The sequence below is a fragment of the Pseudomonas synxantha BG33R genome, from assembly GCF_000263715.2.
GTDB lineage: Bacteria > Pseudomonadota > Gammaproteobacteria > Pseudomonadales > Pseudomonadaceae > Aquipseudomonas > Aquipseudomonas synxantha_A.
In genome coordinates this window covers 3,098,006-3,113,502 of the sequence record NZ_CM001514.1, presented here as the reverse complement: position 1 = coordinate 3,113,502, position 15,497 = coordinate 3,098,006, and the positions used below count along the sequence as shown (strand labels likewise).

The window sequence follows — 15,497 nt, the reverse complement described above, 5'->3', positions numbered from 1 at the left end:
TTGAAAATGCCTACTCAACCCTCTGCGGCAAAGGCACGGCTGGCAGCAATCGTGCTGTTTGCCGCCATCACCCCAACCATCCTGATGACCGCACCCGCCGTGGCCGCGCAGTTGGCCAGCGAATGGCAACTGAGCCCGGCACGCATTGGCGATTTGTTTTCCGTGGAGCTGGGCGCGATGAGCCTGGCGACCTTGCCTGCCTGGTGGTGGCTCAAGCGCGTTGACTGGCGCGCCGCGGCCCTGATTGCAGCGCTGCTGTTTATCGTGGCCAATCTGTTGTCGATGCGCGCCGACACCTATGCAGCGTTACTGGCGCTGCGCTGTACCAGCGCCCTGGCCGGCGGCTCATTGATGATCCTCTGCCTGGCCAGCGCCGCCACTACCGCCAATCCCAGCCGTGTCTACGGGCTGTGGGTGATGGGCCAATTAGTCGTCGGTGCACTCGGGCTGATCGTACTGCCGGGCTTGTTCGAGCGGTTTGGACTGAACGCCTGTTACCTGATCCTTGCGGGCTTGATGACCCTGTTACTGCCTCTGGCCCGGGCGTTTCCCGCTGGCAATGCCACGGCACCGGCAAGCCACGGCCCTTCATTGCCTGGCTCGCGCTGGAAAGCCGCGCTGGGGCTCGGCGCGGTCCTGGCCTTTTACATCAGCTTGGGCGGTGTCTGGACCTTTATCGGTGCCTTGGGCGCCAGTGTCGGGATTTCCCCGCAACACAGTGGTGAGGTACTCGCCATCGCAACCGTAATGGGCATTGCCGGCGCCGCGAGCGCGTCGCTGATTGGCGGGCGACTGCCCCGAGCAATGCTGTTGCTCGGGGGTTATGCGCTGATGGTGGCGGCTGTGCTGCTTTTGCTCGGCGAGCCAGCGCTGCTGCGTTTTGCCCTGGCGGCGCTGCTGTTCAAGTTCATCTGGACGTTCATCCTGCCGTTGGTGCTGGCCTGCCTGGCCGATCTTGATCACAGCGGCAAACTCATGAACGCCTCCAACCTGGTGATCGGCGGTGGCCTGGCCATCGGCCCGGCGATTGCCGGCCGCCTGATCGAGGCCAGCGGCGGGTTCACCCTTCTGCTGCTGGGCGCTGCCGTTATCACGTTGCTTTCCCTGGTGATGATCCTCACCAGCCGTCCCAACCACCTCACCGAACTGGAGCCGGTATGAACCGAACCACCGCATTTTTCTTCGATGAAATGAGCCTGTGGCACAGCGCAGGTGCGCACGCGCTGACATTACCCGTAGGCGGCTGGGTACAACCGCCGGCTGGCAGCGGTCATGCCGAATCCCCGGAGACCAAACGCCGCTTGAAAAGCTTGTTGGATGTGTCTGGATTGACGCGTCATCTGCACCTGCTTAGCGCACCGCCGGCCAGTGAAGCAGACCTGCTACGGGTGCACAGCAGCGCTTATCTGCAACGCTTCAAGGCCCTGAGCGATGCTGGCGGCGGCGAGCTCGGCCCGCAGGCGCCGATTGGGCCGGGCAGCTACGAGATCGCGAAACTGTCTGCGGGCTTGACCATCGCCGCCGTAGACACGGTGCTCAAGGGCCAGGCGCACAATGCCTATTCCCTGTCCCGGCCACCTGGGCATCACTGCCTGGCAGACAGCGCCATGGGCTTCTGCTTTCTCGCCAATATTGCCATTGCCATCGAAGCGGCCAAGGTCCATAACGGGCTCGGCAAAGTCGCCGTGATCGACTGGGACGTGCACCACGGTAACGGCACGCAATCAATCTTCGAGGAGCGCGCCGATGTGTTGACGGTTTCACTGCATCAGGACGCTTGCTACCCACCGGGCTACAGCGGCGAACAGGATCGTGGCCGGGGTCCTGGCCTGGGCGCCAACATCAATATCCCGCTGCCGCCGGGCAGTGGTCACGCAACCTATGCGCATGCGATGGAACGCATCGTGTTGCCCGCCCTTGAGCGTTTCGAGCCAGAGCTGATCATCGTCGCCTGCGGCTATGACGCCAATGCCGTCGACCCACTGGCGCGCATGTTGCTGCACAGCGAATCGTTCCGGCTGATGACCCGCAGCCTGCGCCAGGCAGCCGAGCGTATGTGCCAGGGCCGCCTGGTGCTGGTGCATGAAGGCGGTTACAGCGAAGCCTACGTACCGTTTTGCGGGTTGGCGACTCTGGAGGAATTAAGCGGCGTGCGCACCGCGGTGCAAGACCCAATGCTGGAGTTTGTGCAATTGCAGCAACCCGGTGCGGCGCTGCAAGCGTTTCAGCAACAGTGGGTGGAGCGGTTGGCGCAGGGGGTCAGTGATTAGCAGCAAGGCGCCACACCCGCGCAATATCCGCGGCGCGCTCGCGCAACAGGCGAGGGGCCTCGCTGCAGGCTTGCTCCAGACTCATTGGTCCCGACGGTAGGGCAAACGCCGCATCCACACCGTGGGCATACATCTGCTCGTAACCGTCGCCCAAGGTGCCTGCGATCACAATGACCGGTACGCCGTGCTGGCTGGCGATGCGCGCAACCCCGAACGGGGTCTTGCCGCGCAGGGTCTGAGCGTCGAAGCGGCCTTCGCCGGTGATGACCAGGTCGGCGCCGCGTACGGCGTGTTCGAGGCCAACCAGTTCGGCGACCACCTCCACGCCCGGACGAAATTGTGCACCGAGGAATGCCTTGGCGGCGAAGCCCAGGCCACCGGCAGCACCACTGCCCGGTTCGTCGCGCACATCCTTGGGCAGCACCTGGGCGCAGTGGTGGGCGAAATGGTCAAGGGCGGCGTCCAGTTGGGCCACCTGCTCGGGACTCGCACCTTTCTGCGGGCCGAAAATCGCTGAGGCACCGTGAGGACCGCACAGGGGGTTATTGACGTCAGCAGCGATCTCAAAACGCACCTGCGCCAAACGCGGGTCGAGCGTTTCAAGGCTAATACGCGCCAGGCCCGCCAACGCCAGCCCACCCGGGGACAGCGGCTGGCTTTCTGCGTCAAAAAGTTGCACACCCAGGGCCTGCATCGCACCAGCCCCGCCATCGTTGGTCGCACTGCCGCCAATCGCCAGGATAATGCGCTGCGCCCCCGCATCCAGGGCGGCGCAGATCAACTCCCCGGTGCCATATGTTGTCGTCGAACACGCGTCGCGCTGGCCCGGCGCGACCAGTTGCAAACCACTGGCCTCGGCCATCTCGATAATCGCGGTATGGCTGTCGGCCAACCAGCCCCAACGTGCCTCGACTTCGTCTCCCAGTGGGCCTCGCACGGTTTGCCGGCGCAACTGGCCATTGCACGCAGCAAGTACCGCATCCACCGTGCCCTCACCGCCATCGGCCATTGGGCATTCGACCAACTGCGCATCCGGCCAGACCTGGGCCAACCCTTCGGCAATGGCCTGGGCCGTGCCTGCGGCACTGAGGCTGTCCTTGAACGAGTCGGGGGCGATGATGATCTTCATGATGGGCTTTCTCCGGTTTTTATGATGCCCATGCTGCCAGTTGGCCTGGGCAATGACGCCGGTCCGATGCACAAGTGCAGGTGGGGTTTGTTGGTCATTTCTACAAAGCCTGCGCCTCCAGAGGCTGAGGCAACAACTGCACGCCCAGGTATAAGGTAAGCATACCGTCGAGGGTCAGCGGGTCGACGCCGCTGAGTTCGGCAATACGCTCCATGCGGTAACGCAAGCTGTTGCGGTGGATGCCCAAGGCATCGGCACACGCCTGGCTTTGCCCGTCGTGCTCGCACCAACTGCGCAAGGTGGCCAGCAGTTGCCCGTTGCTGTCCTTGGCCAGCACCTTGCGCAAGGGGTTGAGCAACTCGTCCAGGGCGTCGTCGTTGCGATGACGCCAGAGCATGACCGGCAGACGATAACGGGTGAGGGTCAACAGGCGTGTCTGCGGCAGGAGATCGCGGCCATAGGCAAGCAGATCACCGACACGGCGGTAGCATCGGCGCAACCCTGGCAAGCCATCCGCTTGCCCGCCAACCGCAACACGCAGGATAGTCCAACCCAGGCCGTCGAGCTTTTCCAGCAAACGCGGATTATCGACCTGCACAGCGGCAGGCCGGCACCACAGCAGGGAGAACTGCGCAGGGCTGACGCACCAACTGTCGGGATAGCGGCTGGTGAGCCAGGCACTCAAGGCTTCTGCCGATTGGCCCGGGCCCAGTTCGAACAGGTATGGCGTGCGCGCCAGATGCGGTTTGAGGCCCAGTTGCCGGGCTTCGTCCACCAGACGGGGGGAGTCGCCATTGTCGGCCAGCAGCAAGGCCAGCAAATCATCACAACGCTGGCGTCGCCATTGCTGCTCGGCTTGCTGATGGCGGTGGCTGACCAACATTTCAGCCGTCATGCGCACCAGTTCGGCATAGGTGCGCAGGCCATCGGGTTCGCCGGTAATGCCCAGCACGCCGATCAGCCGCTGATCGTGCATAAGCGGCAGGTTGATGCCCGGTTGCACGCCCTTGAGATGCTTGGCGGTCTGCCCGTCGATTTCCACCACCCGGCCATTGGCCAGGACCAACTGCGCCCCTTCGTGACGAGTATTGATACGCTCCGGCTCACCGCTGCCGAGGATCAGGCCCTGGCTGTCCATGACGTTGACGTTATAGGGCAGGATTGCCATGGTGCGATCGACAATCTCCTGCGCCAAGTCATGATCCAACTCGAACATGGGGCTAATTTCCTGAAAAGACGGGTTGTTCACCGGCACAGCGCAAAGGTGGCTTCGCTGTGCGCCGGCACAAAGACAGTCGCCCATCACGTCGCTGAGACTGTTGGGGCGGTCAACGTTACCCTCGCGCCGCGAAAAATCATAATAAAGAGAGAATCCCCATGTCACAGAGCGCTACTGCCGCACTGGCCAGCGATGACGATAAAAACGCCATCTACAAGCGCATTACCCTGCGCCTGATCCCCTTCATCTTTATCTGCTACCTGTTCAACTACCTCGACCGGGTCAACGTTGGCTTTGCCAAGTTGCAGATGCTCGATGCGTTGAAGTTCAGCGAAACCGTGTACGGCCTGGGCGCCGGGATTTTCTTTATCGGCTACGTGCTGTGCGGCGTGCCGAGTAACCTGGCGCTGACCCGGTTCGGCCCACGGCGCTGGATCGCGTTGATGATGATCGTGTGGGGCACGCTCTCCACGTGTTTGCTGTTCGTGACTACGCCCACGCATTTCTACACTTTGCGCCTGTTTACCGGTGCCGCTGAAGCCGGCTTCTTTCCAGGGGTGGTGTTGTACCTTTCACAGTGGTTTCCGACCTTCCGCCGTGGGCGGATCATGGCGCTGTTCATGTCGGCCATTCCGGTGTCCGGCTTGCTCGGCAGCCCGTTTTCCGGCTGGATTCTCAACCACTTCGCCGCCGGCCAAGGCGGGTTGGCCGGCTGGCAGTGGATGTTCCTGCTGCAAGGCATCCCGACTGTGATCCTCGGTGCCCTCGCCTACTTCCTGCTCAGTGACAGCTTCGCCCATGCCAAGTGGCTCAAGCCCCATGAACGCGCAGTGTTGGAAGCCGACCAGGCCACGGACCTGGCGAACAAGCCCGCAACCACCAGCGATTCGCTGGCTGAAGTCTTCAAGAACCCGGCGATCTGGGCGTTCGGCCTGATCTACTTCTGCATCCAGAGCGGCGTGTACGCCATCAACTTCTGGTTACCGTCGATCATCAAGAACCTGGGCTTCAGCGACAACCTGGTGATTGGCTGGCTCAGCGCGATCCCGTATCTGCTGGCGGCGGTGTTCATGTTGCTGGTGGGCCGCTCCGCCGACTTGCGCAAGGAACGTCGCTGGCACTTGGTAGTGCCGATGCTGATGGGCGCCATCGGCCTGGTGATTGCGGTTAACTTCGCCACCACCCCGGCCATCGCCATCCTTGGCTTGACCATCGCCACCATGGGCGCCCTGACCGGCCTGCCAATGTTCTGGCCGGTGCCCACGGCCATGCTCAGTGCCGGTGCCGCAGCGGGTGGCTTGGCGTTGATCAACTCCATGGGGCAGATGGCGGGGTTTCTCAGCCCGTATATCGTGGGGTTTGTGAAGGATGCCACTGGGTCCACGGATGTGGCGTTGTACCTGCTGGCGGCGGTGATTGTGGGTGGGAGTGTGCTGGCTTTGAGGATGACGCGTACGCTCAAGGTTTAACCTCCACGGGACGGCGCAGATGCTCTTGGAAGGCGTGAGGGTGTTTGCGTCGGCACACGGTGCCTTGAATGGAATTAAAGGCTTGCCTTTTATACCTGTCACTTTTGACAGTATTCAAATTCCTGGATCGCGTTTAGCCTTCTTGGTGAATTCATTTCACTTCTTGAAGGGCTATCGAGATGATCAGTAAAACGGCACAGGGCACTCAAGGTACGTTAGCAGTCACAGTAGCAGGCGCGCACAACCTGACCTTCCAGGGTGACGCGGATAAAATGGATATGTACCAGGAGCCAAATGGAATATGGCATTTGGTGGCGACAAAACGGCTCTCGCCAGAGCCCAACCATTTTTATGGCATTGATATTTATCTTCCCGCTGAGCTACCGAGTGACGGGACCCAACACAGCTATAGCTTTGCCGATGGGCGCGCCAGGTTGCTCTTTTCTGCGCATGAAAACTCGGGTATTTCTCCCTATTGGGCAACTGCCGGGGAGATAACAGTGTCATTCGACGGTGAACGGATGCAGGCGTCTTTCTCGGGTAAAGCGCAGTTTGGTAGCGATAAACAGATAACGCTGACAAAAGGTGATGTCGACCTGACAGGCGTGTCAATGGTTCACAGCGCCCAGTATCCGGCAAAAGGCGAACTGAACCTGACCTTCGAGGGGGGACCACTACCGGGTTCTTACTCTTTCAAAACCGACCTGCGGATTGATAGCTCCGACTTCGGGGGCCACCGCCCGGATCGCCGAATCTTCATGGGCGACTATTACGATGACGGCTTGCCGCGGACTCGGAATATTTTTGCCATCGTGGTCTATAACGACGCGAAGGGATTGATCCATGACCTGGCCGGCAACAATGACGTCCGCGTTCAGTTTCAACGACTCGACAGCTATGGGACGGTGACAGCCCATGCTGGGGTGCTGAAACTGAACGAAGAAGTCACTGACGAGCATGGCTCGGGTGAGTTTGCCTGTTCCTTTCGAAGAAATGACGGGCCTGAGTTTACTGCCATAGGGACGTTTACACTGGACAAGGCCCGTCATTAACCAAAGGGCACCGGCGGTGGGCGGTTACAGTTGTCCGCCGCCGTCGATATCGATGATGCTTCCCGTTATAAAGCTGTTCTCCATGGCCAGCACATACCCCGCCGCCACGTCTTCAGCCTGCCCTACCCGGCCAACCGGCAATGCCCCGCCCGCGTTGGCAAACATCGCCACGCGCTGCTCTTGCGCCAACCCGGCATAGGCCGGGGTGTCAATCACGCCCGGGCTGATAACATTGACCCGACGTGGCGCCAGTTCCTTGGCCAGTTGCTTGCCCAATGCCTCGGTCGCAGCGTTGATGCCGGTCTTGATGAACTGCCCCCCTGCCAGCTTGCGCCCCAACTGACCGGAAGTCAGGGTGATGCTGCCGTGTTCATTCAGGAACGGCAGCGCTTGTTGAATCGCACGCAGCGCGCCCCAGAGTTTCACATTGAAGTTGTCCTGGGCTTCGCCAAGGTCGGTTTCGATCAGGGGCTTGGCCCGCACCGAAGAGCCCGAGGTGTAGACCAGGTGGTCAAAGTGCCCCACCGTTTCGAACAATCGCTGCAACGACGCGCTATCGGTGACGTCTACCGGTTCGCTGCGTACGCCGTTCTCGATGCCGGAGGTCAAGCGACGCCCGGCCAGCACCACGTGCGCGCCGCGAGCGATGGCCGCCTGGGCTACGGCGGCACCGATACCGCTGCTGCCGCCAATAACGATGACGGTTTTACCGCTCAGAGAAGAAATCATGAGGAAACTACCTGGACAAGAAAGTGAGCCTTCATCTTCCCAGCTTGGCAATCGGCGAAAAATCCGGGTAAAACGACAAGATCTTTAAAGGATTTTTATCAATGGGCTCGATTCTCGACCTTGAAGTCTTTGTACGCAGCGCCGACACCGGTAGCCTGACGGCCGCCGCCCGTGGCCTCGGCCTTACCCCAGCAGCAGCCAGTATCGCCCTCAAGCGCCTTGAAACCCGGCTCGGCATCCGCCTGCTTGCTCGCTCCACCCGCAGCATGCGCCTGACCGAAGAAGGCCGGCGTTATCTGGACAGCGTGCGAGTGGCGCTGGAAGCCCTGTCCGAAGGCGAACATGCCATCAAGCAACAAGGCCAAAGCCTCAGTGGTTTATTGCAATTGGCCGCTCCCTCGGACTTTGGCCGCAATGTGCTGCTGGGCTGGTTGGATGAGTTCAAGCTCGAGCACCCGAACATCCGCCTGCAATTGTTACTCAACGACAGCAATGCCGATTTGTTTCGCGACACCGTCGACATCGCCCTGCGCTTTGGCGTGCCGAGGGATTCCAGCCTGGTGGCGCTGCCGGTGGTGCCCGGCCACCAGCGCATCGTCTGCGCCAGCCCCGACTACCTGGCGCGCTACGGCGCACCGCAGGTACCTGCAGATTTGGCGCAGCACAGTACGCTGCGCTACATGCGCCGCGGGCAGGCCAATAGCACCTGGTATTTCCGCCAGGGCACACTGCTGCAGGAGGTCGAAGTCAGCGGTGACTACCTCAGCGATGACGGCGAAATCGTTCGGCGCTGGGCGCTGGCCGGCCATGGCATTGTCTATAAAGCCAACCTGGATGTGGCCCGGGACATCCAGGCCGGGCGGCTGGTGCAGTTGCTTCCCGACTGGCAAGGCGAACCCACGCCGTTCAACCTGATGTGCCCTCACCGCCTGCAAGTGTCGGAGCGGGTGAAAGTGCTGCATCGCTTTTTACAGGCACGCTGCCAGACATTGCTGCGCGGATGAAGAAATGCACCCAGGGCTTGTTCCAGAGCCGTCGGGTCTGGTATTGCATGACTCACATTTGCCTGCCATGAGGAGCTTTGCATGATTTACCGCACATTGGGCCAGTCCGGGTTGAAGGTCAGCGCACTGACGCTCGGCACCATGATGTTTGGCGAACAAACCAGCACCGAAGACTCGCTGCGTATCATCGACAAGGCCTGGGACCAGGGTATCAATTTTATCGACACCGCCGACGTCTACACCGGCGGGCGCTCCGAAGAGATCGTCGGCGAAGCCATTGCGCGCAATCGCCAGGATTGGGTGCTGGCCACCAAGGTCGGCTTCGGCCCCGCCGATGGTTTGCCCAACCGCAGCGGGTTGAACCGCAAGCGCATCTTCAATGCGTTGGAAGCCAGCCTTGCGCGCCTGGATACCGATTACCTGGACATCTACTATCTGCACCGTGAAGATCACGACACGCCTCTGGAGGTAACCGTGTCGGCCATTGGCGACCTGATCCGCCAAGGCAAGATCCGCTACTGGGGCCTGTCCAATTATCGCGGTTGGCGCATCGCTGAAGTGATTCGCGTGGCCGAGCGCCTGGGGGTAGATAAACCCATTATCAGCCAGCCGCTGTATAACATCGTCAACCGCCAGGCCGAAGTCGAGCAAATCACAGCGGCGGCAGCCTATGGTTTGGGTGTGGTGCCTTACAGTCCGCTGGCCCGAGGGGTGCTCAGTGGCAAGTACGCACCTGACGTTACACCCGAGCCAGGCAGCCGTGCCGCGCGCCAGGACAAGCGCATCCTGGAAACCGAATGGCGGGTGGAGTCGCTGCGCATCGCCCAACTGATCCAGCAATACACTCAGGGACGTGGCGTGGGGATTGTAGAGTTCGCAATTGCCTGGGTGCTTAACAATGCGGCAGTGAGTTCGGCGATTGTGGGCCCGCGTACCGAGGCGCAGTGGGATGCCTACACTCGCGCGCTGGACGTAAACATCACGCCTGAGGATGAGGCCTTCATTGATTCGCTGGTCACGCCTGGGCACTCGTCCACTCCGGGGTTCAACGATGTGGGCCATTTTGTTTCCGGCCGCGTGGCGTTGCGAGCGGGCTGAAATCTGCCTGATAGCATGGAGATTAAAATGTGGGTGGGAGCAAACTCCCGCCCACATTCTATTTCTCGCAAAAAACGCCATACTCCCCTCCTGGAACTGGATATGAATCGGCTTTCGCGAGGACAGTGTGTCTAAAGGTGTGGTGTTATCGGTCTTGGCCTCGGTGTTGTTTGCCGTGATGTATTACTTCACGTCACTGCTCACACCGTTGAGTGGTCTGGAGATTTTCGGCTGGCGCATGTTGCTTACAGTACCTTGCATGACGGTGTTCATGATCGTCAGCGGCGAGTGGCGGCGGGTGTGGGAACTGTTGCGGATATTGGCGGCCAAGCCGCGCCTGATCGCCGGGGTGCTGGTGTCTTCTGCCTTGCTCGGCGTGCAACTGTGGCTGTTTATGTGGGCGCCGCTGAATGGGCGCAGCCTGGACGTGTCCGTTGGGTACTTCCTGCTGCCGCTGACCATGGTGCTCACCGGGCGCCTGGTCTACGGCGAGCGGTTGTCACGGTTGCAACAGATCGCTGTGGTGTTTGCCGCGCTGGGCGTACTGAACGAGTTGTATCAGGCTGGTGGTTTTTCCTGGGCAACGCTGGTGGTGATCATCGGCTACCCGGTGTATTTCGTGGTGCGCAAATACCTGACCACCGACCATTTGGGCGGGCTGTGGCTGGATATGGCGCTGATGCTGCCGGTGGCTTGGTGGTTTGTTCAGAGCGGTGAACAGGGCTTTGCTGTGCTCGATGTGCATCCCAAGCTATACGGGTTGATTCCGATGCTGGGCTTGATCAGCGCTTCGGCGCTGGTGAGCTACATTATTGCCAGTCGCTTGCTGGCCTTCAGTCTGTTCGGGCTGCTGAGCTACGTAGAACCGGTGCTGCTGCTGGCGGTGGCTCTGCTGTTGGGCGAAGGCATCCAAGGCGGGCAATGGCTGACCTATATCCCGATCTGGCTGGCGGTGATGGTACTGGTGTATGAAGGGTTCAAACATCTAGTGCGTCAGCACCGAGCTTGAATGGCTGGATGGAAGTGGCGCAATGGCGTGGGGGTATCCATTCCCCTTTGTCGAGTCAGGTCCTGACTTCGGTCGTCGGTAATTCAGGCGTACCTACGCTTTGTTCAATAACGTCGGCTGTGCTCTCCAGCCTTTCCCTCCACTTACCGTAATGGGGGATGTTGCTCTGGATTTGACTGCCCACCCTTTCCAAGTTGGCATCCATCTCTGCCTTATCGACACCAAACAGCTTGCCGATACGATTATCGTGATTCAATTCAAGCAGTGTTCCTTTGATGGGGTCTTTCAGGATGGTTTCGATGGAATTCGCCACGTTGTCAGGAACACTCAGCGCTTTCAACGCGGTAGCCAGGCCATGCCCAGGACTTCGGAGTTGCTTCAGGAACTCGTCGTAAAGACCCATTAGGTCATTAGCGCGCACGTTGTTCAGGGAGACACTGGTTATTTTCTTGCGGAACTCATTGAAGGTCATGGGTTCAAGCGGTTGGTTTTGGTTCAACCCGTTTTGGACGAAATAAAATCTCCTCGCCTTGGCGTCCTTTTTTTGGCCGCCGCCTTGCAAGTTTCCATAAGCGTCGTAGCTATAGACGATGGCCTCACCATCTGGCCGATACCCGACATAAAACGCCTTGCCATCTGGTTCCAGTTTATAGAGCTGCATTCGCACCAGCTCGTCGACCTGAGCGGGTGGGACCGAAGCGTCTTTGTTCAACCGCTCGAAAATATCCCCCCGCTCATGGCCGAAACTACCCACGACCGCATTAATATCACCAGCTGCGAACTCGCCGAACTGCTTGTTGACCCGTTCCTGCTGCTTGGGTGCTTCAGGATTGGAAAAATGCTGGGTAAATCGCTTTCGCTCAGTCAGGTCATTGGCTACGTCCTTGAGCCAGGCCGTCATTTCCTCTGCATTTTTGAACTCATGAAACGAGGTTACGTCATCTTCCGGCATATACAGCACGAAATTAGGCCCATCTTCGGTAGGCGGCACCCGCTTGATCACCATCATGTCATTGGACTGAGCGCCATCAACCGCGAATGTCGAGACCTGCACCCCAGGCGCACCCGGTTTGTTGGGTGAGACCACAGCCTTCACCAACTGATAACCCTCGGCGCTGAGGGTGTCGCCCAGGAACTCGGTTTCACCATCATCCAGAAACTTCTTACGCGCCTGATTGACCGGGTCTGCATCATCGGATGAACGCACATTACGAACTGGCGCGGCCTGTTCCGCTGGTAGGCTGGGCTCCATCGGGCGTTGATGGGTAGGAGAATTCACATTCATAAGCGGACCTCTTCGGAATGGAAGCGCAGGTTTCTCTGCGCTCCTCGCCTCTGTGTGATACTTGAAAAAACATCTGTTCCTATTCCACCGCCCGGCAATTGCAACCCGATATAACCGACACAAAAAAACCCGGTAAAAACCGGGCTTTTTCGTTATCCATTGAATTACTCGGCAGTCAGTACGCCGCGACGCACCTGGTCGCGCTCAATCGACTCGAACAGCGCCTTGAAATTGCCTTCGCCAAATCCATCGTCGCCCTTGCGCTGGATGAATTCGAAGAACACCGGCCCCATCAGGGTTTCCGAGAAGATCTGCAGCAGCAGGCGCTTATCGCCTGCAACCGAGGAGCCATCCAGCAGGATGCCGCGCGATTGCAACTGGTCCACCGGCTCGCCGTGGTTCGGCAGGCGGCCTTCCAGCATTTCGTAGTAAGTGTCTGGCGGTGCGGTCATAAAACGCATGCCAATCTTCTTCAACGCGTCCCAGGTTTTGACCAGGTCGTCGGTGAGGAACGCCACGTGCTGGATGCCCTCGCCGTTGAACTGCATCAGGAACTCTTCGATCTGCCCGGCGCCCTTGGACGATTCTTCGTTCAACGGGATACGGATCTTGCCATCCGGTGCGCTCATGGCCTTGGAGGTCAGGCCGGTGTATTCGCCCTTGATGTCGAAATAGCGCGCTTCGCGGAAGTTGAACAGTTTTTCGTAGAAGTTGGCCCAGTAGATCATGCGTCCGCGATAGACGTTATGGGTCAGGTGATCGATGACCTTGAGACCCGCGCCTACCGGGTTGCGGTCAACGCCTTCGAGATAGACGAAATCGATGTCATAGATCGAGTTGCCTTCGCCGAAGCGGTCGATCAGGTACAGCGGCGAACCGCCGATGCCCTTGATCGCCGGCAGGTTCAGCTCCATCGGCCCGGTTTCAATATGAATCGGCTGGGCGCCCAGTTCCAGGGCCCGGTTGTAGGCTTTTTGCGAGTCCTTGACGCGGAATGCCATGCCGCACACCGACGGCCCATGTTCGGCCGCGAAGTAGGCGGCGAGACTGCCGGGTTCGTTGTTGAGGATCAGGTTGATCTCGCCCTGGCGATACAGGTGCACGTCCTTGGAGCGGTGGGTCGCCACCTTGGTGAAGCCCATGATCTCGAAGATCGGCTCCAGTGTGCCAGGCGTCGGCGATGCGAATTCGATAAATTCAAAGCCCATCAGGCCCATTGGGTTTTCATATTGGTCGGTCATTTCGATGCCTCATCATTCTTGTAGGTAGCAATTGATCAGTTGCGAGCAAGGATGAGGTTCGAGGGTGGCGCACAGGAAAGACCCCGCACGCTGCGGGCGAGGAAGTCACCAAAGATGAGGGGGGAGCCGAGTAGCTTCATGGTGTCATCAGTCTCTGACGGCCGAGGCTTGCGTGAGCGCAAGTCCATATTCTTGTATGCGTAAACCGATTCTACACAGCGTAAACAGATTTGTCCGTACTCTTATCAAATCCCCATTGCCCTGTTTCGTGCAAGAGGTTTGTAGCAAGCGCGCCGGCTGGTTGAGCACCCGGGACACGCGTGAATAGGCCCTCAGCCCAGAATCAACAATCGGTAGCGAGCGTACTTGGGCAATGCCATCTATCATCGGCACATACCCTTCTTTTTTCAGCGACTGACTGTCCCTATGCCCCTGACCTCCAAAGGCCCACGAGGCCGAGCCACACGTTACGTCATCAGCGCAACCTGTGGACTGCTCCCGATTCTGCTGGGGGTCGCGATTCTTTACTGGCAAGCTGAACGCACACTTGAACAAAGCACCACACAAACAGCTCAGGAAGCAGTGCGCCAGTTTGATTTGATGCTCGACAATACCGCCCTCGCCGCCCGGGATTTGCTGCCATTGGCAGGTAAGCCGTGCGATAACGCGGCGAAACTGGCGCTGCGCGAACAAGTCACGCGCCGGCCGTTCGTACGCGCCACCACGTTGTCCTGGCAGAAAAACATTTATTGCAGCTCACTGTTTGGCGGCGACTACCAATCGCCGGTCAACCCGGACGACTATGTAGATGGCCGGTTGTGGTTGATGAATGGCAACCCTGTCACGCCAGATACTGCGTTACTGGTTTACCGCCTGGTGGAGGGTGAGCGAGGCGCGTTTGCCTCGATCGACAGCTACCACCTCACCAATGCCTTGCGCCTGATCAGTCGTTACGCCCACCTGATCTTGCAAGTCGGGCCCAATTGGCTGGATGCCGACGGCAAAGTGCATAACGACGCAGTGCCCGTGTTTGCCGTAGCCCATCATCACCTTGCATCCGCGCGCTATCACTACAGCGTCGAGGCCGGGATGCCTGCCGGAGAAACCTGGCGTTATATGCAGGCCCGCTATCCGGCGGTGTTCAGCCTGGTGGCGTTCTTTGGTGTGCTGGCTGGCATCCTCGCCCATTGGCTGCAAAAACGCTCGTCGGCACCCACCCACGAACTGCAACGTGCATTAAGCGCCAACGAATTTATCCCGTATTTCCAACCCGTGGTGCGCGGTGATACGCGTCAGTGGGCCGGTTGCGAAGTGCTGATGCGCTGGAAACATCCCAAAGAGGGGCTGGTGCGGCCAGATTTGTTTATTCCCCTGGCCGAAGACTCCGGCCTCATCGTGCCGATGACCCGCGCCCTGCTGCGCCAGACCGCCGTGCAACTGGCGCCCCATGCCGAACGCTTCAACCCCGGGTTTCATATTGGCGTGAACATTACCGCGCGGCATTGCCAGGACCTTGAACTGGTGAACGATTGCCAGGAGTTTCTCGCGGCCTTCCCGCCCGGCCAGGTCACCCTGGTACTGGAGCTGACCGAACGCGAACTGATCGAGCCCACCGAGACCACCCGGAGCCTGTTTGACGCCCTGCATCAGTTGGGGGTGATGATCGCGATCGATGACTTCGGCACCGGCCATTCCAGCCTCGGTTACTTGCGCAACTTCAATGTCGACTACTTGAAGATTGATCAGAGCTTTGTCGCCATGATTGGGGTGGATGCACTGTCACGGCATATTCTGGACAGCATCATAGAACTGTCAGCCAAGCTTGACCTTGGCATTGTTGCCGAAGGCGTGGAAACAGCAGAACAGTGTGAATACCTCGTCGCCCAAGGTGTGGATTTCTTACAAGGTTACCTGTTCGGCAAGCCGCTACCCTGCGATGAGTTCATTAAATCGTTAGGCAGCCGATGAAAGATTGTTATTTGGACAGAAGAC

Annotated in this window: 13 protein-coding genes; 8 read left to right on the top strand and 5 right to left on the bottom strand. The window is 59.5% G+C overall.

All coding sequences use genetic code 11. The features are described from left to right. Positions 1 to 6 precede the first annotated feature (6 nt). On the top strand, positions 7 to 1,161 hold the full coding sequence (locus PSEBG33_RS13565; RefSeq protein WP_005788260.1) for an MFS transporter: 1,155 nt from the start codon (positions 7 to 9) through the stop codon (positions 1,159 to 1,161). Continuing rightward, positions 1,158 to 2,270 (top strand): class II histone deacetylase, encoded by a 1,113-nt coding sequence (locus PSEBG33_RS13570; RefSeq protein ID WP_005788258.1) that lies wholly within the window; start codon positions 1,158 to 1,160, stop codon positions 2,268 to 2,270. Before PSEBG33_RS13565 ends, PSEBG33_RS13570 begins: the two co-directional genes overlap by 4 nt. Here the strand turns inward: PSEBG33_RS13570 and PSEBG33_RS13575 are convergent. Together PSEBG33_RS13575 and PSEBG33_RS13580 are read right to left on the bottom strand one after the other, a co-directional pair. Continuing rightward, complete coding sequence (locus PSEBG33_RS13575) at positions 2,260 to 3,399, bottom strand: glycerate kinase (protein ID WP_005788256.1); 1,140 nt, start codon at positions 3,397 to 3,399, stop codon at positions 2,260 to 2,262. The two genes, PSEBG33_RS13570 and PSEBG33_RS13575, sit on opposite strands and share 11 nt — an antisense overlap. Before the next feature lie 100 nt (positions 3,400 to 3,499). Then, positions 3,500 to 4,615: a sugar diacid recognition domain-containing protein gene (locus PSEBG33_RS13580; protein WP_005788254.1), complete on the bottom strand. Its 1,116-nt coding sequence runs from the start codon at positions 4,613 to 4,615 to the stop codon at positions 3,500 to 3,502. A 161-nt stretch (positions 4,616 to 4,776) separates the two neighbouring features. On the opposite strand from PSEBG33_RS13580, the gene PSEBG33_RS13585 reads away from it, so the two are divergent. Continuing rightward, positions 4,777 to 6,087 carry an MFS transporter gene (locus tag PSEBG33_RS13585; protein ID WP_005788253.1) on the top strand — a complete coding sequence of 437 codons (1,311 nt, stop codon included), beginning with the start codon at positions 4,777 to 4,779 and terminating at the stop codon, positions 6,085 to 6,087. A 179-nt stretch (positions 6,088 to 6,266) separates the two neighbouring features. Next, entirely contained in the window at positions 6,267 to 7,139 is an 873-nt protein-coding gene (locus PSEBG33_RS27375; RefSeq protein ID WP_032803537.1) for a hypothetical protein, read from the top strand. 24 nt (positions 7,140 to 7,163) lie between these two features. On the opposite strand, the gene PSEBG33_RS13590 is transcribed toward PSEBG33_RS27375, so the two are convergent. Beyond that, positions 7,164 to 7,868: an SDR family oxidoreductase gene (locus PSEBG33_RS13590; protein WP_005788248.1), complete on the bottom strand. Its 705-nt coding sequence runs from the start codon at positions 7,866 to 7,868 to the stop codon at positions 7,164 to 7,166. A gap of 101 nt (positions 7,869 to 7,969) precedes the next feature. Between PSEBG33_RS13590 and PSEBG33_RS13595 the strand changes: the two genes are divergently transcribed. The 3 genes from PSEBG33_RS13595 (at position 7,970) to rarD (ending at position 10,979) form a co-directional block, all read left to right on the top strand. Further along, complete coding sequence (locus tag PSEBG33_RS13595; RefSeq protein ID WP_005788246.1) at positions 7,970 to 8,872, top strand: LysR family transcriptional regulator; 903 nt, start codon at positions 7,970 to 7,972, stop codon at positions 8,870 to 8,872. Positions 8,873 to 8,953: 81 nt separating this feature from the next. Then, the gene (locus tag PSEBG33_RS13600; RefSeq protein WP_005788244.1) at positions 8,954 to 9,970 is read left to right on the top strand and encodes an aldo/keto reductase; all 1,017 of its coding nucleotides are present in this window, start codon (positions 8,954 to 8,956) and stop codon (positions 9,968 to 9,970) included. 127 nt (positions 9,971 to 10,097) lie between these two features. Next, positions 10,098 to 10,979 (top strand): EamA family transporter RarD, encoded by an 882-nt coding sequence (gene rarD, locus PSEBG33_RS13605; protein WP_005788242.1) that lies wholly within the window; start codon positions 10,098 to 10,100, stop codon positions 10,977 to 10,979. A gap of 55 nt (positions 10,980 to 11,034) precedes the next feature. On the opposite strand, the gene PSEBG33_RS13610 is transcribed toward rarD, so the two are convergent. Then, complete coding sequence (locus PSEBG33_RS13610; RefSeq protein WP_005788240.1) at positions 11,035 to 12,264, bottom strand: dermonecrotic toxin domain-containing protein; 1,230 nt, start codon at positions 12,262 to 12,264, stop codon at positions 11,035 to 11,037. 164 nt (positions 12,265 to 12,428) lie between these two features. Continuing rightward, positions 12,429 to 13,505: a 4-hydroxyphenylpyruvate dioxygenase gene (gene hppD, locus PSEBG33_RS13615; RefSeq protein WP_005788238.1), complete on the bottom strand. Its 1,077-nt coding sequence runs from the start codon at positions 13,503 to 13,505 to the stop codon at positions 12,429 to 12,431. 426 nt (positions 13,506 to 13,931) lie between these two features. Here hppD and PSEBG33_RS13620 point away from each other — a divergent pair, with 426 nt between their 5' ends. Continuing rightward, a complete protein-coding gene (locus PSEBG33_RS13620) occupies positions 13,932 to 15,473 on the top strand; it encodes an EAL domain-containing protein (RefSeq protein ID WP_005788236.1) in 1,542 nt (513 codons plus the stop codon). The last annotated feature ends 24 nt before the right edge of the window (positions 15,474 to 15,497 follow it).

What these genes read in the sequence shown, in the direction of transcription:
- PSEBG33_RS13565 (WP_005788260.1), top strand. Translation starts at nt 7, where the DNA reads ATGCCTACTCAACCCTCTGCGGCAAAGGCACGGCTGGCAGCAATCGTG.
- PSEBG33_RS13610 (WP_005788240.1), bottom strand. Translation starts at nt 12,264, where the DNA reads ATGAATGTGAATTCTCCTACCCATCAACGCCCGATGGAGCCCAGCCTA.
- PSEBG33_RS13620 (WP_005788236.1), top strand. Translation starts at nt 13,932, where the DNA reads ATGCCCCTGACCTCCAAAGGCCCACGAGGCCGAGCCACACGTTACGTC.
- PSEBG33_RS13590 (WP_005788248.1), bottom strand. Translation starts at nt 7,868, where the DNA reads ATGATTTCTTCTCTGAGCGGTAAAACCGTCATCGTTATTGGCGGCAGC.
- PSEBG33_RS13600 (WP_005788244.1), top strand. Translation starts at nt 8,954, where the DNA reads ATGATTTACCGCACATTGGGCCAGTCCGGGTTGAAGGTCAGCGCACTG.
- PSEBG33_RS13595 (WP_005788246.1), top strand. Translation starts at nt 7,970, where the DNA reads ATGGGCTCGATTCTCGACCTTGAAGTCTTTGTACGCAGCGCCGACACC.
- hppD (WP_005788238.1), bottom strand. Translation starts at nt 13,505, where the DNA reads ATGACCGACCAATATGAAAACCCAATGGGCCTGATGGGCTTTGAATTT.
- PSEBG33_RS13570 (WP_005788258.1), top strand. Translation starts at nt 1,158, where the DNA reads ATGAACCGAACCACCGCATTTTTCTTCGATGAAATGAGCCTGTGGCAC.
- PSEBG33_RS13585 (WP_005788253.1), top strand. Translation starts at nt 4,777, where the DNA reads ATGTCACAGAGCGCTACTGCCGCACTGGCCAGCGATGACGATAAAAAC.
- PSEBG33_RS13580 (WP_005788254.1), bottom strand. Translation starts at nt 4,615, where the DNA reads ATGTTCGAGTTGGATCATGACTTGGCGCAGGAGATTGTCGATCGCACC.
- PSEBG33_RS27375 (WP_032803537.1), top strand. Translation starts at nt 6,267, where the DNA reads ATGATCAGTAAAACGGCACAGGGCACTCAAGGTACGTTAGCAGTCACA.
- PSEBG33_RS13575 (WP_005788256.1), bottom strand. Translation starts at nt 3,399, where the DNA reads ATGAAGATCATCATCGCCCCCGACTCGTTCAAGGACAGCCTCAGTGCC.